General features: G+C 70.5%; 16 protein-coding genes. 1 reads left to right on the top strand and 15 read right to left on the bottom strand.

What is annotated here, in order from left to right; all coding sequences use genetic code 11:
* Positions 1-8: 8 nt before the first annotated feature.
* The 15 genes from ispG to OHA73_RS36195 all read right to left on the bottom strand — a co-directional run bounded on the left by ispG (position 9) and on the right by OHA73_RS36195 (position 17079).
* Positions 9-1175 (bottom strand): flavodoxin-dependent (E)-4-hydroxy-3-methylbut-2-enyl-diphosphate synthase, encoded by a 1167-nt coding sequence (gene ispG, locus OHA73_RS36265; RefSeq protein WP_266715851.1) that lies wholly within the window; start codon positions 1173-1175, stop codon positions 9-11.
* A gap of 7 nt (positions 1176-1182) precedes the next feature.
* The gene (gene hpnH / locus OHA73_RS36260) at positions 1183-2205 is read right to left on the bottom strand and encodes an adenosyl-hopene transferase HpnH (protein ID WP_266715849.1); all 1023 of its coding nucleotides are present in this window, start codon (positions 2203-2205) and stop codon (positions 1183-1185) included.
* A 6-nt stretch (positions 2206-2211) separates the two neighbouring features.
* On the bottom strand, positions 2212-2868 hold the full coding sequence (locus OHA73_RS36255) for a phosphorylase family protein (protein WP_266715847.1): 657 nt from the start codon (positions 2866-2868) through the stop codon (positions 2212-2214).
* On the bottom strand, positions 2868-4874 hold the full coding sequence (gene shc, locus OHA73_RS36250) for a squalene--hopene cyclase (RefSeq protein ID WP_327657252.1): 2007 nt from the start codon (positions 4872-4874) through the stop codon (positions 2868-2870). Before shc ends, OHA73_RS36255 begins: the two co-directional genes overlap by 1 nt.
* Positions 4875-4977: 103 nt before the next feature.
* A complete protein-coding gene (locus OHA73_RS36245; protein WP_266719051.1) occupies positions 4978-6036 on the bottom strand; it encodes a polyprenyl synthetase family protein in 1059 nt (352 codons plus the stop codon).
* A gap of 125 nt (positions 6037-6161) precedes the next feature.
* Entirely contained in the window at positions 6162-7607 is a 1446-nt protein-coding gene (gene hpnE / locus OHA73_RS36240; RefSeq protein WP_327657251.1) for a hydroxysqualene dehydroxylase HpnE, read from the bottom strand.
* 169 nt (positions 7608-7776) lie between these two features.
* On the bottom strand, positions 7777-8739 hold the full coding sequence (gene hpnD / locus OHA73_RS36235) for a presqualene diphosphate synthase HpnD (protein WP_266715841.1): 963 nt from the start codon (positions 8737-8739) through the stop codon (positions 7777-7779).
* On the bottom strand, positions 8736-9647 hold the full coding sequence (gene hpnC, locus OHA73_RS36230) for a squalene synthase HpnC (RefSeq protein ID WP_443063235.1): 912 nt from the start codon (positions 9645-9647) through the stop codon (positions 8736-8738). The genes hpnD and hpnC overlap by 4 nt, the downstream gene beginning before the upstream one ends.
* A 434-nt stretch (positions 9648-10081) precedes the next feature.
* On the bottom strand, positions 10082-10867 hold the full coding sequence (locus tag OHA73_RS36225; protein ID WP_266715838.1) for an ABC transporter ATP-binding protein: 786 nt from the start codon (positions 10865-10867) through the stop codon (positions 10082-10084).
* Positions 10860-11795, bottom strand: coding sequence for an ABC transporter permease (locus OHA73_RS36220; protein WP_266715837.1), 936 nt, complete (start codon positions 11793-11795; stop codon positions 10860-10862). The genes OHA73_RS36225 and OHA73_RS36220 overlap by 8 nt, the downstream gene beginning before the upstream one ends.
* 51 nt (positions 11796-11846) lie before the next feature.
* Positions 11847-12719 carry a glycosyltransferase family 2 protein gene (locus OHA73_RS36215; protein ID WP_327658596.1) on the bottom strand — a complete coding sequence of 291 codons (873 nt, stop codon included), beginning with the start codon at positions 12717-12719 and terminating at the stop codon, positions 11847-11849.
* A 17-nt stretch (positions 12720-12736) separates the two neighbouring features.
* On the bottom strand, positions 12737-13516 hold the full coding sequence (locus OHA73_RS36210) for a CDP-alcohol phosphatidyltransferase family protein (protein WP_266715836.1): 780 nt from the start codon (positions 13514-13516) through the stop codon (positions 12737-12739).
* Complete coding sequence (locus OHA73_RS36205) at positions 13494-14561, bottom strand: iron-containing alcohol dehydrogenase family protein (protein ID WP_266715835.1); 1068 nt, start codon at positions 14559-14561, stop codon at positions 13494-13496. The genes OHA73_RS36210 and OHA73_RS36205 overlap by 23 nt, the downstream gene beginning before the upstream one ends.
* Positions 14549-15301 carry a phosphocholine cytidylyltransferase family protein gene (locus tag OHA73_RS36200; RefSeq protein ID WP_266715834.1) on the bottom strand — a complete coding sequence of 251 codons (753 nt, stop codon included), beginning with the start codon at positions 15299-15301 and terminating at the stop codon, positions 14549-14551. The genes OHA73_RS36205 and OHA73_RS36200 overlap by 13 nt, the downstream gene beginning before the upstream one ends.
* Positions 15298-17079, bottom strand: coding sequence for a DUF5941 domain-containing protein (locus OHA73_RS36195; RefSeq protein WP_266719048.1), 1782 nt, complete (start codon positions 17077-17079; stop codon positions 15298-15300). Before OHA73_RS36195 ends, OHA73_RS36200 begins: the two co-directional genes overlap by 4 nt.
* 303 nt (positions 17080-17382) lie before the next feature.
* On the opposite strand from OHA73_RS36195, the gene galE reads away from it, so the two are divergent.
* Complete coding sequence (gene galE, locus OHA73_RS36190) at positions 17383-18366, top strand: UDP-glucose 4-epimerase GalE (protein WP_327657249.1); 984 nt, start codon at positions 17383-17385, stop codon at positions 18364-18366.
* Positions 18367-18391 lie beyond the last annotated feature (25 nt).

Raw genomic sequence — 18391 nt, 5'->3', positions numbered from 1 at the left:
TTCAGAACTCAGCTCACGGTGACGTCGGGAGCTCCCGACGCGACGCCGTCCTTCTCCATCTGTTCGGCGATCCGCATCGCCTCTTCAATGAGCGTCTCGACGATCTTCGACTCGGGGACGGTCTTGACGACCTCGCCCTTGACGAAGATCTGGCCCTTGCCGTTGCCGGACGCGACACCGAGGTCCGCCTCGCGGGCCTCCCCCGGACCGTTGACCACGCACCCCATGACGGCCACGCGCAGCGGCACCTCCATGCCTTCGAGCCCGGCGGTCACCTCGTCGGCGAGCTTGTAGACGTCGACCTGCGCGCGCCCGCACGACGGGCACGACACGATCTCCAGGCGCCGCTGCCGCAGGCCCAGCGACTCCAGGATCTGGATGCCGACCTTGCACTCCTCGGCGGGCGGCGCGGACAGCGAGACCCGGATGGTGTCACCGATGCCCTCGGAGAGCAGCGCTCCGAAGGCCACGGCGGACTTGATGGTGCCCTGGAAGGCGGGTCCTGCCTCGGTGACCCCGAGGTGCAGCGGGTAGTCGCACGCGGCGGCGAGCTGCCGGTACGCGTTGACCATCACCACGGGGTCGTTGTGCTTCACCGAGATCTTGATGTCCCGGAAGCCGTGCTCCTCGAAGAGCGAGGCCTCCCACAGCGCCGACTCGACGAGGGCCTCCGGGGTCGCCTTCCCGTACTTCTGGAGCAGGCGCTTGTCCAGCGAGCCGGCGTTGACCCCGATGCGGATCGGTGTGCCGGCGTCCGATGCCGCCCGCGCGATCTGCTTCACCTTGTCGTCGAACTGCTTGATGTTGCCCGGGTTCACGCGCACCGCCGCGCACCCCGCGTCGATGGCGGCGAACACGTACTTCGGCTGGAAGTGAATGTCCGCGATCACGGGGATCTGCGACTTGCGCGCGATGGTCGCGAGCGCGTCCGCGTCGTCCTGCGTGGGGCACGCCACTCGCACGATCTGGCAGCCGGAGGCGGTCAGTTCGGCGATCTGCTGCAGCGTCGCCCCGATGTCGGACGTGCGCGTCGTGGTCATCGACTGTACGGAAACGGGTGCCCCGCCTCCCACGGCCACCGGTCCGACCTGGATCTGACGGCTGACCCGCCGTTCAGCGATAGGTCGGACCGGTACCTCGGGGAGGCCCAGTGGGACGGGCTCTCCGGGATTCATGGCGTCGTCACCCACGATTCCCGGCGACGGTCTCGGACACGGCGCGGATGGACTCCTTCAGCGACCCCATGGTGGCGAGCACGGCCGTCGGCTCGTAGCCGCAGTGCGCCATGCAGTTGTCGCAGCGCGGGTCCTTGCCGCGGCCGTAGGCGTCCCAGTCGGTCTTCTCGATGAGCTCCTTGTACGTGGGCACGTACCCGTCCGCCATCAGATAGCAGGGCTTCTGCCAGCCGAAGAGCGAGTAGTTGGGGATGGCCCACGCGGTGCACGGGAAGTCGACCTTGCCCTCGAGGAAGTCGAGGAACAGGGGCGAGTGATTGAGCCGCCAGCGCCGCCTGTTGCCACCCGTGAACGCCTTCTTGAACAGTTCACGGGTCTGCGTGACGCCCAGGAAGTGGTCCTGGTCGGGCGCCTTCTCGTAGGCGTACGCGGGCGAGATCATCATCTCGTCGACCTGGAGGTCGTCGTTGAGGTAGTTGAGCACCTCGATGATGTTCTGCGGGGTGTCCGTGTTGAAGAAGGTCGAGTTCGTGGTGACCCGGAAGCCGCGCTTCTTGGCCTCCTTGATCGCCTCGACCGCCTCGTCGAAGACACCTTCCTTGGCGACGGACTCGTCGTGCCGCTCGCGCATGCCGTCGATGTGCACCGTGAAGGCGAAGTACGGCGAGGGCGTGAACTTCTCCATCTTCTTGCGCAGCAGCATCGCATTGGTGCACAGGAAGACGTACTTCTTCTTGGCCACCAACTGCCGCACGATCTCGTGGATCTGAGGGTGCATCAGCGGCTCACCGCCGGCGATGGACACCATCGGCGCGCCCGACTCGAGGACGGCGCCGACGGCCTGGGCGACCGGCATGCGCTGCTTGAGCACCCCGGCCGGGTGCTGGATCTTTCCGCAGCCCTCGCACGCCAGGTTGCAGGCGAAGAGCGGCTCCAATTCGACGATGAGCGGAAACTTGTCCCGCCGGCGGATCTTCTGTTCAACGAGATAGGTCGCGACCTTGATGGATTGACGAAGCGGCATGGCCATCTGGGCTCACCTCCGAGGGAGCAGCAAAGAACGGTGCCATTCAAAAAAAGCGGGAAGGACGGCACGAAGGACACGGAAAGCCGATAGTCCACCGCGAACCGTGCCGATCCTGACGAGTTCATGTTCTGGAGCGTCCACGACCACCCGGACGGCGGCAACCGGACGCTTCCCGGTGCCACCGGCCGCCCGCAGGGTCGCGGCCGACTCCATGTCGACGGCGATCGCGCCGGTCGCGAGCAGGTCGGCACGCTCGTGACCGCGCACCACGTGGTCCGAGCCGGTCAGCGGCCCGGTGTGCACGGTCCTGCCCGGCACGGCCTTGACCAGCTCCTTGACCAGGAGCTCCGTGCCCGCGCACGGCGTGGCGCCGTACGTGTCACGGGTCTCTTCGGCCACCACCAGGTCGCCGGGGTGCATGCCGGGCGCGAGCCCGGCGCAGAACCCGGTGGCCACGACGGCGGCGTCGCGCAGCACGGCGTCACCGAGGGCGCGGGTCACCGCTTGCTCGGCGGCCTTCGGCCCCATGCCCGTACGCAGCACGGTCACGGGGCTCGTGGCCCCGGCCCGGCTGCCGCTGCGCAGCGCGAGGTGCTCGATGCCGAGCGCGCAGGCGACCAGCAGCGGCGCGGTCTCCGGTGGGCGGGCCACCGGCGATGCGGTCATCAGCTCCCCTTGGGGGCGGCGCCCTTGTCACTGAAGGGCTCGCCGTTGACATACCGACCGAGTGCGGTCAGCGGGAACACCTGCCTGTACAGGTGGTAGTTGATCGAGAAGTCCCAGGGGAAGCCGGTCCCGGTGAAGTACGGCTCGTCCCAGGTGCCGTCCTCGGTCTGGGTGTCGGCGAGGTACGTGACACCTCGTTCGACGGCCTTCGTCTCCCGCTCCCCCGCCGCGAGCAGCGCGAGCAGCGCCCACCCGGTCTGCGAGGCGGTCGAGGCGCCGTGCCCCTTCCAGTCCTCGTAGCGGTACGAGCGCAGGTCCTCACCCCAGCCGCCGTCCTCGTTCTGGACGGACTCCAGCCAGCTGACGGCCCGTCTGATCGCGGGGTGCGAGGCGGGCAGGCCGGCCGCGATCAGGGCGGGCACCACGGACCCTGTGCCGTAGACGTAGTTGACGCCCCAGCGGCCGAACCAGGCGCCGCTGTCCTCCTGTTCGGCGAGCAGCCACTCGATGCCGCGCCGGGTGCGCGGGTCGCGCGTGTGGCCCTCGATGGCGAGCATCTCGACGACGTGCCCGGTGACGTCGGCGGACGGCGGGTCGATGACCTCGCCGAAGTCGCAGAACGGCAGCCGGTTGGGGAACGGGCTGGTGTTGTCGACGTCGAAGGCGCCCCACGCGCCGTTCTTCGACTGCATCCCGAGGTTCCAGCGCACGCCGCGCTCGATGGCCCTCTCGACGCGCGCCTTGTCGGGGTGGGCGACGCGGCGCAGCGCGAGCACGACCTCGGCGGTGTCGTCGATGTCGGGGTAGTTGTCGTTGTCGAACTCGAAGGCCCAGCCCCCGGGTTCGAGCGCGGGCCTGCGCACGGACCAGTCGCCCGGCCGGTCGATCTGCTCGGTGATCATCCACTCGGCGGCCTTGACGAGCGCCGGGTGGTCGGCGGGCAGGCCCGCGTCGGCGAGCGCGATGATCGCAAGGCACGTGTCCCACACCGGCGACTGGCAGGCCTCGATCATCCGGGCCCCGTCCTCGCGCCACACGGCGAACCGGTCGAGGGACGCCAACCCGGCCTTGAGGACCGGGTGTTCGAGGTCGTAGCCGAGCAGGTGGAGCGCGATGACGGAGTAGACGGCGGGCGGCTGGATGCCGCCCCAGCAGCCGTCGTTCTCCTGGCGCTCGACGATCCAGCGGGCCGCGGAGTTCATCGCCGACTTGCGCAGCCGCTTGAGGGCCACCTTTTGATAGCCGTGCATGATCTTGTCGAGCCGCTGGAACGCGCCGTCCCAACTCGCCACCGGGGCAAGGGGCTTGGCGGGGTTCGGATCGCGGGCGTCGGTGTGCAGCTCGTCCAGCGGGAACGGCGCGGGGCGCACCGGGCGCTTCGCGGAGACCACGGTGAGCGGCACGATCGTCTGCCGCGCCCAGCATCCGAAGTCGTAGATGTTGAGCGGCATCCACTTGGGGAAGTAGATGAGCTCCGGCGGGAGTTCGGGGAGGTCGTCCCACTTCCACCAGCCGAACAGGGCCAGCCAGATCCGGGTGAACACGCGGCTGGCGGCGATTCCGCCGCGCTCGCGGATCCACGCGGAGGCCTTGGCCATGTGCGCGTCGTCCGGGGAGTCACCGGCCAGGCGCAGCGCGACGTACGCCTCGATGGTGGTGGACAGTTCGCCGGGGCCGCCGTAGAAGGTGGCCCAGGTGCCGTCCTCGCGCTGCTCGCCGCGGATGAACAGCGCGGCGGCGTCGGTGGTGGCCTTGTCCCTGATGCCGAGGAACTGGCGCAGCAGCAGGTCTTCGGCGTCCATCGTCACGTTCGTGTCGAGGTCGCCCTTCCACCAGCCCCGGTCGTCCTGCCGCGCGAGCAGGAAGTCCGTGGCGCGCTGTATGGCTCGGCCGGCGGCGGTTTGGGGCCCGCTGGCCCCGGGGGTCGTGTCGGTCAGTTGGGCAGTGGTGGCCGAGGTCGTCTGCGGCGCCGTGGCGCCGGAGCTTCCGTCGGTCGTCGCTGTCATGGCTATCCCTTCATGCAGTGCTTCTTCTCTGCTGGGTAACCGTCGGCCGGAGCCCTGGCGGGACACCGGCCGGCGACTGCGAGTCATATACGGCCGATAGTGATCATCTCTTTCGTACGACGACGAAGTCGGCGAGCGCCACGAACTGGGCGCGCACCGTGGCTGACATCTGGACGGAGTCCAGGGCTTCGAGGGCGACGGCGTACTGGCGCCGCGCTTCTTCGGCGGTCCACTCGCGCCCGCCGGCCTCCTCGATGAGGGCGGCGCGGGCGGCGAAGTCCGCCTCGGTGAAGGTGTCGAAGTCGACGTCCTTGGCGTCGGCGGCCAAGAGCTCGCCGAGTTGCTCGGAGGCCGGTCCGCCGGCGCCGAGCGCGGCGACGACCGGCAGGGACTTCTTGCGCTGGCGCAGGTCGCTCCAGGTCTGCTTGCCGGTCGACTCGGGGTCGCCCCAGATGCCGAGCAGGTCGTCGACGGCCTGGAAGGCGAGGCCCAGGTGGTAGCCGTACTTCTCCAGGGCGTCGGCGGTCGCGTCGTCGGCGCCGCCGAGGACCGCGCCGATGGAGGAGGCGCAGGCGAGCAGCGCGCCCGTCTTGTTGCCCTCCATCTCCAGGCACTCCACGACGCTGACGCGCTCGCGGTGCTCGAACCCGATGTCCTGCGCCTGCCCGTCGATGAGGGCGCGGGTCGCGGTGGTCAGGCGGCGCGTGGCGCGGCCCGCGTCGACGGTCTCCAGCTCCAGGATGACCTCGTTGGCCAGCGCGAAGAGGGCGTCGCCGACGAGGATCGCCTGGGCGGGGCCGTGCACCTTCCACACCGTGTCGCGGTGGCGGCGCTGCTCGTCGCCGTCCATCAGGTCGTCGTGCAGCAGCGAGAAGTTGTGGACGAGCTCGACCGCGACGGCGCCCGGCACGCCGACCTCCGGGTCGGCGCCCGCGGCCTGTGCGGACAGCACGGCCAGGGCGGGGCGCACGGCCTTGCCGCCGTCACCGTCGGCCGGGTTGCCCTCGGCGTCGATCCAGCCGAAGTGGTACGCGGCGACGGTGTCCATCGGTGACGCCAGGCGGTCCACCGCCGCCTTCAGCACGGGGGTGGCCAGGGTTCGGCCGCGCTCCAAAAGCGCGGTCACGTCCACCGCGTCGGCAGCCTCTGGGGCCGAGGGCACAGGTGGCACAGTCTCTCCTTGTGTAACCGGATACAGCGTTGTCGGCTTGTCGACCTGGGGCAGGGCGTTGGTCACGTCCACCGGGGGTAGGTCGCTGGTCACGTCCACCGTGGGAAGTTCGCTGGTCACGCCGCCTCCCGGTACAGATGGCCGCGGGGGCGGCCGAGCGCGGCGAGCGCCGCGTCGGCGGCACTGGTGCCGCTGCGGACAGCGCTTTCCATGGTCGCGGGCCACCCGGTGGCGGTCCACGCGCCGGCCAGGTACAGGCCGGGGGCATTGGTGCGGGCCGTGGGCCGCAGCGCGCCGACGCCGGGGGTCGGCGCGAAGGTCGCCGTCCGCTCCCGGGTGACGAAGAAGTCGTGGATCGTGGCGCCGCGCGCGGCGGGCAGCAGCCGCTCCAGCTCCGGCAGGTACCGCTTGCGCAGCTCGGCGACCGGCGCGTCGATCTCGTCCTGCGCGGCCGACTGGGAGACGGCGAGGTACTGGGCTTCCGGCAGCGTACGGGCGAGTCCCGAGGCGTCGGTGCGGTCGAAGACCCACTGGACCGGCGAGCCGAGCGCGGTGAAGAAGGGCTGCTTGAGGACCTTGCGGCCGTAGACGACGTGCAGGTTGAGGATCGGCGCGGTGCCGATGTCGAGCAGCCGGCCGGCGTCGTCGAGGGCTCCGGCGGGCAGCAGGTCGTGCGCCTCGCGCTGCGGCACGGCGAGCACGACGGTGTCGGCGGCGAGGATCTGGCCGGAACTGTCCGGCCCTTCGGGAACCTCGACGGCCCAACGCCCGTTGTCCGTACGGGAGATGGAGGTGACGCGTGTACGGAGTTCGGTGCGTACGCCCGCGGAGTCGAGCGCCTTGCGGGCGAGAGTGTCGTGGAGTTCACCGAGGGGCACCTTGGCCCACCCGATGTCGGCGGCGCCGGGCTCGGACAGCAGCCCGGTCTTGAAGACCATGGCGGCCAGGCCCAGCGAGGAGTCCCCCGCCACCGCGTTCAGGGTCGCGACGCCGACGAGGTCCCACAGCGCGTCGATGGCCCGCTGCGTCTGACCGTGTTCGGCCAGCCAGGAGCCGAAGTCCCGTTTGTCGAGCGCCGGATCGGTGGGGTCGAGGCCCTTGAGGGCGAGCGCGGCGCGGCCGACGTTGGCCCGCTCGGCGAGCGACAGGTGCGGGTACGTGGCGAGGCTCTTGGCCAGGTGCAGCGGCACGGGCAGCGCCGTGCGCCGCAGCCGGCCGAGCCGGTTCCTCTCGGCGTCGAGTACGGGCACGTCGAGTCGTTCCTGCAGGGGCGCGAGCGCGGCGGCGTCGACGCGGTCGAGGAACCAGCGGTAGGCGGTGCAGCAGCGCAGGTACACGTGCTGGCCGTTGTCGACGGTGAGGTCGCCGCGCTTGAAGGAGAACGCGAGGCCGCCCAGCCGGGGGCGCCCTTCGAGGAGGGTGACGTCCATGCCTCCGTCGGCGAGCGCGAGCGCGGACGTGATCCCCGCGAGCCCACCGCCGACGACCACCGCGGTGGGGCGCCCGCGGTCCCCCGCGGCGTCCGCCTGGCGCACGTCGCCGGACGTGCTCCCCTCGCTCATGCGCCCTCCCCCTGGGTGGTGCTCTCGGTGGTGCGTACGGCCCCTGTGGGGCCGGGTTCGACGGATGTGGCGAACACGCGACCGACCGTTGCATGCAGGGACGCCTCGCCGCTGCGGAGGGTTGCCCGCCGCTTCGGCCCGGCTACGCCGCTCTGCCCCGCGCTTGCCATCAGGCGCGCCTCCTGGTGGTGCCGCGGGTGGCGCCGCGCACGACGGTGCGGGTGTCCAGGCCTGACAGGCCGCGCACGGCGACGTACGCCTTCTCGTGCCCGGGCAGGGAGACCCGGCCGCGCAGCACGGCCTCGGGGTCGCGCTCGATGCGGTCGAGCAGCCGGCGGTAGATGCCGGCCATGGCGGCGACGCAGGCGCCGGAGCGCCGGTCGAGCATGGGCAGCAGCCGGTAGCCCTCGGCGAACAGGGCGCGGGCGCGCCGCACTTCGAAGTGCACGAGCCCGGCGAAGTCCGAGCCGGCGGGCGGCACGGAACTCTGGAACCCCGCCGAGCAGCCGAACTTGGCGAGGTCGTCGGCGGGCAGATAGGTGCGCCCGTCGGCGGCGTCCTCGCGCACGTCGCGGAGGATGTTGGTGAGTTGGAGCGCGAGGCCGAGCGTGTCGGCGAGCTCCGGCGCGCGCTCGACGCCGCGCGCCCCCGGTTCCGTACCGAACACACCCAGCGAGACCCGCCCGATGGCGCCCGCGACGCACCGGCAGTAGACCTTCAGGTCGTCCCAGGTCTCGTAGGTCTCGCCGCGCAGGTCCATCAGGACGCCGTCGATCAGCTCGTCGAGCGCGTCCAGCGGGATCGGGAAGCGGCTCGCGGCATCGGCGAGGGCGACGGCCACCGGGTCGGTGTCGTCCTCCTCGACCTTGCCGTCCTGGACGCGGCCGAGCAGCGCCCTGGTCTCGTCGAGCCGGTGCGCCTTGATGTCGGGCTCCAGGCCGCCGTCGCCGATGTCGTCGACGCGGCGCGAGAACGCGTAGAGCGCCGACATGGCGCGCCGCTTCGAGGTCGGCAGCAGCCGGATCCCGTAGGCGAAGTTGCGGGCCTGCTGCCCGGTGACGGTCTCGCAGTAGCTGTATGCGGCGAGCACCGGCGCCGACACGGTCTGGTCAGACTCCACGGTGTTGCTCACCCCTCTCCTCGCAGAGTCGCTCCCACCTCGCGCAGCAACCGCGCCTTGGTGGGTTTGGGTGGTCCCGGAAGCACGTCGTACGAAACGGCGGTGATCGCGTGGACCGCCGCTTTCCCTCCTGCGACGAACCCTGCCAGCAGCAGCTTCAGCCTGCCGTGGACGCTACCCACCAGCGGGGTGCCTTCATTCAGCAGCTTCAGGGCGCGTTCGGCCTCGTACGCGACCAGCGCGCGCACCGATGCGCCCGCGCTCGGGGCGGCGAGATCCGTCTCGTCGACGTGGAACTTCTTCAGGTCTTCGGCCGGCAGGTAGATCCGGTCGCGGTCCAGGTCCTCGGCCACGTCCTGGAGGTGCTCGACGATCTGGAGCCCGGTGCAGACCGCGTCCGAGAGGCGGATGCGCTCGGGGGTCGCGGTGCCGGTGATGGCAAGGACGAGGCGGCCCACGGGGTTGGCGGACAGCTCGCAGTAGGCGAGCAGGTCGTCGTACGTCTCGTAGCGCGTGACCAGCTGGTCCTGGCGGTTCGCGGCGATGAGGCCGAGGAACGGCTCGGGGGTCAGCGAGCGGCGGCGGACGGTGGGCTGCAGCGCCTTCAGGAGCGGGTGGCGGGGCGGGCCGTCGGAGTCGCCGAAGACCCGGCACAGGTCGGCCTCGAAGGCGTCCAGCATCGCGAGGCGGTCGTGCGCCTGATCGGGTGACACGCCCAGGAAGCGGGCGTCCGCGCCGCCGGGGGCGAGGTCGCCGTCACCGATGTCGTCGACGAGGCGAGCGAACCCGTATACGGCCATCAGGTCGTCGCGCCAGGCGCGGGGCAGGAAGAAGGGGGCCACCGGGAAGTTCTCCTCGGCGGCCTTGTCGAGGGTGGCGCTCACCGGGCTCGCTGTGTCGACAGGGCTCTCGGGGCGCACTCGGGGGTGCGCGCTCACCGGGTGCGGCCCGCTTCCCCGAGGACGGCGAAAGCCCCGTGGAGCTGGAGAGTTTCCATAGCCATTGCCGTCACAACTCCCGTTCTACACTGCGGACCCAATGCATCTCATTTCGGACACGCCGCCCGGTCGCCCGCGCGGCGACCCGGCCCCGCAGGGGTCGGGATGTCGCGCCTTATCGCCCCACATGCCGCGATTGAGGCCGGTACAGCTTACGTTGTACAACGCCCGCCCTCGCGTCGGGGTGTTCTGCACATCACAACAACACACCGATTGACGCCAAGATTCCTTCAGGGCAAGGAAGTTGACCCGCCCTTGACCGTGATCGTCAATTGCTTGGTACCTACAGGCATATCAGAGGCCCCACCGGACGGAAGCCGGTAGGGCCTCATATGACGTGGTCCAGAGGCGGGCGGTTACTTGCCCGTGAACTTCTCGTACTCCTTGAGTACCTCGGCCGTCGGACCATCCATACGCAGTTCCCCGCGCTCCAGCCAAAGGACGCGTTCACAGGTGTCGCGGATGGACTTGTTGTTGTGACTCACCAGGAAGACCGTTCCGGCCTCCTTGCGCAGTTCACGGATGCGGGCCTCGGAGCGCTTCTGGAACTTGCGGTCACCGGTGGCCAGCGCCTCGTCGATCATCAGCACGTCGTGGTCCTTGGCGGCCGCGATGGAGAAGCGCAGACGCGCGGCCATGCCGGACGAGTACGTCCGCATCGGCAGCGTGATGAAGTCGCCCTTCTCGTTGATGCCGGAGAAGTCGACGATGTCCTGGTAGCGCGACCTGATCTCCTCGCGGGACATGCCCATGGCGAGACCGCCGAGGATGACGTTGCGCTCGCCCGTCAGGTCGTTCATCAGGGCCGCGTTCACGCCGAGCAGCGAGGGCTGGCCGTTCGTGTAGACCTTGCCCTTCTCGGCGGGCAGCAGGCCCGCGATGGCGCGCAGCAGGGTCGACTTGCCGGAGCCGTTCGACCCGATGAGGCCGATGGCCTCGCCGCGGTAGGAGGTGAAGGAGACGCCCTTGACGGCGTGCACCTTGCGCACGCCGCGCTCGTCGCCGCGCTTGACGATCCGGCTCAGTGCCGAGGTGGCGCTGCCCTTGCCGGTCTTGGCGCCGTTGACGCGGTACACGATGTGCAGCTCGTCGGCGATGACCGTGGGGACGTGCGCGTCGGTGGGGTTGTCGAGATCAGCCACGGCCGTACCGCTCCTCTGCCTTCCAGAAGTAGATGAAGCCGCCGACCGCGACGACCAGGGCCCAGCCGAGCGCGATGAACCACACGTGGTGCGGCAGGTTGCCCCGGTCGTACCCGTCGATGAGCGCGAAGCGCATCAGGTCCATGTAGACCGCAGCCGGGTTCCATTGCAGGACGTCCGTGACCCAGGGCGCGACGTTCTTGTCCGCGAGCATCGTGGGGATGCTGAACATGACGCCGGACGCGTACATCCACGTACGCATGACGAACGGCATCAGCTGGGCGAGGTCCGGGGTCTTCGAGCCCGCCCTGGCCATGATGAGCGCGAGTCCCATGTTGAACAGGAACTGCAGGGCCAGGATCGGCACGATCAGCAGCCAGGACAGCGACGGGTAGCTACCGAACGCGCACGTGATGACGACCAGCACGATCATCGAGAACAGCAGCTGCTGGAGCTGCTGCAGCGCGAAGGAGATGGGGAGCGAGGCGCGCGGGAAGTGCAGCGCGCGCACCAGGCCCAGGTTCCCGGAGATCGCCCGCACGCCCGACATCACCGAGGACTGCGTGAACGTGAAGACGAAGACGCCCGTCACCAGGAACGGGATGAAGACGTCCTGCCCCATGCCCCGGTCGGTGCCGAGCAGCTTGCCGAAGATGAAGTAGTAGACCGCCGCGTTCAGCAGCGGTGTCGCCACCTGCCACACCTGGCCGAGCTTGGCCTGGCTGTACTGGGCGGTCAGCTTCGCCCGCGAGAAGGCGAGGATGAAGTGGCGCCGGCCCCACAGCTGCCGTGCGTACTCGAACAGTCCGGGGCGGGCCCCGCTCACGGTCAAGCCGTACTTCGCGGCGAGCTCCCGCCGGGAGAGCCCGTCGTCCGGCGACGGCGTCGCGCTCACCGCGACACCGGCGTCATGCGTTGTCTCACTCACAAGAGGAACTTTCGTCTTCAAATGCACGGCCTGCCGTCAGGCACGAGCTTGTCAGATGACAGGGGGTCGGCCCAGTCGGGTCAGCCGCCACACGGTACGCCACTTCATGGGACGCCTGGGCCCGCAGGGGGTCGTCCAGCCTTCCTTGAAGCCGCCCAGCCAGGCCTTCAGTGCCGGGCCCGAGGGCCGGCGGGCCAGGGTGAGGAGCAGCCAGACGCCGAGGTACACGGGCACCAGGAGCGCGGGCAGATTGCGGCGGGCCAGCCAGACCCGGTTGCGGGCCACCATGCGGTGGTAGACCGCGTGCCGGGACGGGGCCGTGGTGGGGTGGTGCAGCACCATGTCGGCGCGGTAGTCGATCATCCAGCCCGCGTCGAGGGCACGCCAGGCGAGGTCGGTCTCCTCGTGGGCGTAGAAGAACTCGGCGGGCAGCGGTCCTGCCTCGGCGATGACCCGCGTACGCACGGCGTTGGCGCCGCCCAGGAACGTCGTCACGCGCGAGGAGCGCATCGGGTCGGCGGCGCGAAGGCGCGGCACGTGCCGGCGCTGCGTCTCGCCGGTGTCCGGGTCCGCGATGCGGAAGCTGACGATGCCGAGCTTCGGGTCGCCGGTGAAGGCCTCGCGGCACTTCTCGGCCGTGTCCGTCAGCGGAAGCAGCCCGTCGTCGTCCAGGAACATCAGGATGTCGACGTCGGAGCCGGACGGCCCGAAGGCCTCGATGCCGACGTTGCGGCCGCCGGGGATGCCGAGGTTCTCGGGCAGCTCGATGGTCCGTACGCCCTCGGGGACGTCCGGGACCGGGGAGCCGTTGCCGACCACGACCACCTCGACCGGGTCGCCGTTCTGCTTGGCGACCGAGTCGAGGAGGGCGCGCAGCTCGGCCGGCCGGTTGCCCATGGTGATGACAACCGCGCCGACCTTCAACTGCTGTGTCCCGCCGCTCACTTGAGCCTGCTCGAAGCGAGGATGGACACGAGGTGGAGCAGGGTCTGGAGGAGCGCGATGCCCGCCAGGACGGCCACACCCAGGCGCGAGAAGAACAGGTCGCCCCGGATCTGGTCCACGACCGCGAGGACCAGGATGAGGAGCGTCGCCTCGATGCCCAGGATGAGCCGGTGGAACTTCAGCATGGCCGCGGCCCTGCGGGCCAGGGCCATGCCGGAGGAGCGCATCTCGGACGCGGACTCCTTGACCTGCTCCTTGCCGGTCGCCGCGCGGGCGAGCCCGACCAGGTCCGTCTCGGCCTTGATCAGGATGGCGCCGAGCGCGGCGAGCGTGCCGAGGAAGGCCCACAGCCAGTCGATGCGTCCCGTGCCGAACAGGTCGGCGGCGCGCAGCCCGAAGCCGACGAGGACGGCGGCGTCGGTGAGGTACGCGCCGACCCGGTCCATCCACACGCCGGCCAGCGAGTACTGCTTGCGCCAGCGCGCGATCTCGCCGTCGACGCAGTCGAGCAGCAGGTACAGCTGCACCGCGACGACGCCGAGGACCGCGCCCCAGATGCCCGGCACCAGGAGCGCCGGGGCCGCGAGGACACCGCAGACGGTCATCAGGTAGGTCAGCTGGTTGGGCGAGACCTTGGTGTTCACCAGGTGGCGGTCCACACGCAGCGAGAGCTCGCGCATGTAGAGCCGGCCCATCCAGTGCTCACCGCTCCTGCGGTCCTTCACCCCGGCGGGGTGAACGACCGGGCGGAGTTCAGCTACCGATGGCTTTTGCATAGTCGGCGTAGGCGTCCCTGATCTGATCGGTGGAGAGGTCGAGGTGCTCGAGGATCGTGTAGCGGCCCGGACGGGTCTGCGGAGCGAACTCCACGACCTTCACGAACTCGTCCACGCTGAAGCCGATCTCCTCCGGCAGCACCGGCAGGCCGTGCCGGCGCAGCACCGAGGCCATGTACTTGGACTGCTCGTGGGCACCGCGCAGGTGCATCGCGAACGCCGCGCCCAGGCCGCACTGCTCGCCGTGGCTGGCGGCGCGCTTGGGGTACAGGAGATCGAAGGCGTGGTTGATCTCGTGGCAGGCGCCGGAGGCGGGCCGCGAGTCACCGGAGACCGACATGGCGATACCGGTGAGGACCAGGCCCTCCGCGAGCACCTGAAGGAAGTCGTCGTCGCCGACGCCGCCGGGGTGCCGCAGGACCGCCTCGCCCGCCTGGCGGGCCATGGCGGCGGCCAGGCCGTCGATGTCCTCGCCGCGCTCACGGGCGCCCAACTCCCAGTCCGCGACCGCGGAGATGTTGGAGAGGGCGTCACCGATGCCGGAGCGCACGAAACGCACCGGGGCCTCGCGGATGATGTCGAGGTCGATGACGACGCCGATCGGGTTCGGCACACCGTACGAGCCGCGGCCCGCGTCGTTGTCGAGGGTCGCGACGGGCGAGCACAGGCCGTCGTGCGACAGGTTCGTCGCGACGGCGACCAGCGGCACGCCGACGCGCGCGGCCGCGAACTTGGCACAGTCGATGATCTTGCCGCCGCCGAGCCCGACCAGGGCGTCGTAGCGCCCGGCCTTCTTGACGTCGTCGGCGAGCTTGATCGCGTCGTCGATGGTGCCGCCGCCGACCTCGAACCACTCGGCGCGGGGCAGCGAGGGCTCGAGTCGGGCCCGCAGGGCGGCGCCCGAACCACCGCTGATCGCGATGGCCAGGCGCCCCGTGGACGACGAGATCCTCCCGTCGGCGAGGACCTTGGCCAGGTCGTCGAGCGCCCCGGACCGAATGTCGACGACGACCGGCGAGGGGATGAGTCTCGTCAGTACTGGCACGCGATCTCCCGCCCCTTGGCCAGGTCGTCGTGGTTGTCGATCTCGACCCACGGGACGTCGCCGATGGGCGCGACATCGATCTTGAAGCCGCGGTTCACGAGCTCCTGGTAGCCGTCCTCGTAGTACAGCTGCGGGTCACGCTCGTACGTGGCCTTCAGGGCGTCGGCCAGCTCGTCGGCGGCCTCGCCCTCGATGAGGGTGACGCCGATGTACTCGCCGGTGGCCTCGGACGGGTCCATCAGCTTCGTGATCTTCTGGACGCCCTTGTCGGGGTCCACGACGACCTTCATCTCCTCTTCGCCCAGGTCCTTGACCGTGTCGAGCGCGAGGATGATCTTCTTGCCTTCGCCGCGGGCGGCGAGCAGCGTCTTCTCGACGGAGACCGGGTGCACGGTGTCGCCGTTGGCGAGGATCACCGTGTGCTTCATGGCGTCACGGCCGCACCACAGGGAGTAGGCGTTGTTCCACTTCTCGGCCACGTCGTTCTCGATCAGCGTGAGCTTCAGGCCGTACTTCGCCTCGAGCGCGGCCTTGCGCTCGTAGACGACCTCCTTGCGGTAGCCGACGATGATGCCGACCTCGGTGAGGCCGATCTCCGCGAAGTTCTTCAGCGTGAGGTCGAGTACGGAGAGCTCGTTCTCGGTCCCCTCGCCCACGACGGGCACGAGCGCCTTGGGAAGCGTCTCGGTGTAGGGACGGAGCCGGCTGCCGGCGCCGGCGGCCAGGACGAGGCCGATCATGCGGGTTCTCCTTCATCGTGTACGGCGGGCTCTCCGCGCTGAGCGGAGGCGACCCAGAAGCGGATGCTCTCTGCGAGCACCACGAGTGCCACGGCCACGGCGAACACCGTGAGTGCAGTGGCGAAATCTGTGGGGGTGAGCAGCGCGGCGAGGACCGTGACCACCAGGGTCCGGCCTTCGTGCCCGCCGATCGTCCGCACCAGCCAGTGCGGGGGTGCCCCGGCGTTGCCGCGAATGCGGTACACCGTGTCGTAATGATGGTAGGCGACCGCCGCCACGAGCCCGAAAGCCGCGGGCAGGGCGCCCTGTACGTCCGCGCGGGCGGCGAGGACGAGAATCGTGAGGTACTCCCCGGCCCGGAATATCGGGGGCACGAGCCAGTCGAGGGAGCCCTTGAGGGGGCGGGAGACGGCGAGGCCCGACGTGACGCAGTACACGGCCGCGGCCACGATCGGCCAGACGCTGCCGAAGTCCGTGAGCGCACTCACCGCGACGACCGCGACGGCTCCGACGGCGGCGACCACGGGAGCGGCCTTCGCCTTGACGGCCTTCGCGACCACCTCGGCGATCGGTCCGGAGTCGGCGAGGTCACCGAGCGCCGCGGCGGCCCGGTCCGTACGGCGCGCCCTGCGGGTCAGCGAGCGCAGGACGCGGCCCGCGGTCGTGTAGCAGGCGGCGAGCGCACAGCCGATGAGCAGCATGTAGAAGGTGATGCGCGGCGTGGTCAGCGCGGTGAACAGCGCGATCAGCGCCCAGCGTTCACCGATCGGCAGCACGACCATGCGGCGGGCCCAGACGGTCCAGCCGACGGAGTCGAGCTTGCCCGAAAGGGACGCGGTGGGGCTGGCCCCCGCCAATTTACCCAGCGCCTCGGCGTCGTGGTTCGCCTCGTTGAACGAGAAGTCGATCACGTGCCGGCCGGTCTGCAGCACCATCGCGCCCAGCGCCAGCGCCCATACGTCGTCGCCGCTCGCGTTGGCGGCACCGAGCGCGAGGCCCGCGTAGTAGGCGTACTCCTTGGCCCGGTCGAACGTCGCGTCCAGCCAGGCGCCCATCGTCGAGTACTGCAGCGAGTAGCGGGCGAGCTGCCCGTCGGTGCAGTCCAGGACGAAGGAGGCGAGCAGCAGGACGCCCGCCGCGACGAACCCGCCGCGCGTTCCGGTGGCCGCGCAGCCCGCCGCGATCACCGCGACGAGCAGCGACGCGGTGGTGACCTGGTTCGGGGTCAGGCCCCGGCGTGCGCACCAGCGGGCGATGTAGCGGGAGTACGGGCTGATGCAGTAGGTCGTGAAGAAGCCGTCGCGCGCCTTGACCGCCGTACGCAGCCGGATCGCCTCGTCGTCGACGGAGGCGAGGGCCTGCCGCGCCTCGTTGCGGGCCTGCGGGTCGGCGGGCACCGCGGCGACGAGCTCACCGAGCTCGGGGTGGTGCACGTCGGTGCCGTCCGCCTCCAGGCTCTTGGCCACGACGTCCGGGTCGACGCCGGTCCGCGCGACCGCGCGGGTCAGCGCCTGGCGGGCGGCGGGCTGCGCGGTGACCGCGCCGGGGATCGCCGACGCGGGAAAGCGCGGGTCGGTCAGGCCGAGGCGCAGGGCGTGGACATGGCCCACGAAGCCCGCGTCGACGACCGCGACCCGCTGCTCGCCGGGGACGGCCGCGAGCGCCTCTTCGGCGTCCGCGGGGTCCTGGGCGAGCCGCACGTCGAAGCCCAGCGCCCGCAGATCTCCCTCCAGGGACGATCCGGGAACCGGCTGACCGGTGACGATGGCGGTCGACAGACGAACTCACTCCTTGGGTGCCGACGCGAGAGTGCGCCGGGCTCATGCATGGTGGAGCACCCGGCGCGGATACGCGGCCGGGCGGCATGTCGGCAGAGGCTATCGGATGGCGCTACCGGGCGTTCGCTGCCCGTTTACCGACCGATTGGCCCCTGTCTCATGCGGTCCGCGCAGGGCCGACCGCGCGCTCATCATTGACGATCAAGTACTCGAGCCACAAACCAGGGGTGACCGGGGTCCGTAACCGGCGGTAGCCGCGCGGGGCGACCGGGATGACGCGGTTCGGTCTTAGGGTGGTGCGCCATGACGTGGCTGATCACCGGCGGAGCCGGATACATCGGGGCCCATGTGGCGCGGGCTATGACGGAAGCGGGCGAGCGGGTCGTCGTCCTGGACAACGTGACCTCGGGGGTGCCCTCGCGGCTGCCCGAGGCGATCACGCTGGTGCGCGGCTCGACGCAGGACACCGAGTTGGTGGCCCGGGTGTGCGCGGAGCACGAGGTGACCGGCGTCCTCCATCTCGCCGCGCACAAGCAGGTCGGCGAGTCCGTGGAGAAGCCGGAGCTGTACTACCGGGACAACGTGGGCGGGCTCGCCGTGCTCCTGGAGACGGTCGCGGCGGCCGGGGTGCGCCGCTTCGTGTTCTCCTCGTCGGCGGCCGTCTACGGCAACCCGGATGTGGGCCTCATCACCGAGTCCACGGCCACCGTGCCCGTGAACCCGTACGGCGAGACGAAGCTCGCGGGCGAGTGGCTGGTGCGGGCGGCCGGGCACGCGCACGGCATGGCGACGGCCTGTCTGCGCTACTTCAACGTGGCGGGCGCCGCGGCCCCGGAGCTCGCGGACATCGGCGTCTACAACGTGATCCCGATGGTCTTCGACCGGCTGTCGCGCGGCGAGGCCCCGCGGATCTTCGGCGACGACTACCCGACCCCGGACGGCACCTGCGTGCGTGACTACATTCACGTCGCCGACCTCGCCGAGGCGCACCTGGCGGCGGCCCGCCGGCTGTCCGGACCCGACGCGAGCGGTGACCTGACGCTCAACATCGGCACCGGGCAGGGCGCCTCCGTGCGCGAGCTGATCGATCTGATCGCGGACGTGTCCGGGAACGGCACCCCCGCGATCGTCGAGCCGCGCCGTCCCGGCGACGCCCCGCGCGCGGTCGGCTCCTCGGCGCTCGCCGAGGAGGAGCTCGGCTGGAAGGCGCAGCGCGGGGTGCGCGAGATGGTCGAGTCGGCCTGGGCCGGCTGGTGTCTGCGGCGCCCGGAGGCGACCGGGAAGTGATCACGTCGGCGCCCTGACCTGCGTA

It is taken from the genome of Streptomyces sp. NBC_00483, from assembly GCF_036013745.1.
Lineage (GTDB): Bacteria > Actinomycetota > Actinomycetes > Streptomycetales > Streptomycetaceae > Streptomyces.
The sequence above is the reverse complement of the archived record's forward strand: the minus strand, read 5'-3'. Positions and strand labels throughout refer to the sequence as shown.

Bases quoted from the DNA above. Each gene is read 5' to 3' on its own strand.
- ispG (WP_266715851.1), bottom strand. From the start codon at position 1,175: ATGAATCCCGGAGAGCCCGTCCCACTGGGCCTCCCCGAGGTACCGGTC.
- hpnH (WP_266715849.1), bottom strand. From the start codon at position 2,205: ATGGCCATGCCGCTTCGTCAATCCATCAAGGTCGCGACCTATCTCGTT.
- OHA73_RS36255 (WP_266715847.1), bottom strand. From the start codon at position 2,868: ATGACCGCATCGCCGGTGGCCCGCCCACCGGAGACCGCGCCGCTGCTG.
- shc (WP_327657252.1), bottom strand. From the start codon at position 4,874: ATGACAGCGACGACCGACGGAAGCTCCGGCGCCACGGCGCCGCAGACG.
- hpnE (WP_327657251.1), bottom strand. From the start codon at position 7,607: ATGAGCGAGGGGAGCACGTCCGGCGACGTGCGCCAGGCGGACGCCGCG.
- OHA73_RS36210 (WP_266715836.1), bottom strand. From the start codon at position 13,516: ATGCAAAAGCCATCGGTAGCTGAACTCCGCCCGGTCGTTCACCCCGCC.
- OHA73_RS36200 (WP_266715834.1), bottom strand. From the start codon at position 15,301: ATGATCGGCCTCGTCCTGGCCGCCGGCGCCGGCAGCCGGCTCCGTCCC.
- galE (WP_327657249.1), top strand. From the start codon at position 17,383: ATGACGTGGCTGATCACCGGCGGAGCCGGATACATCGGGGCCCATGTG.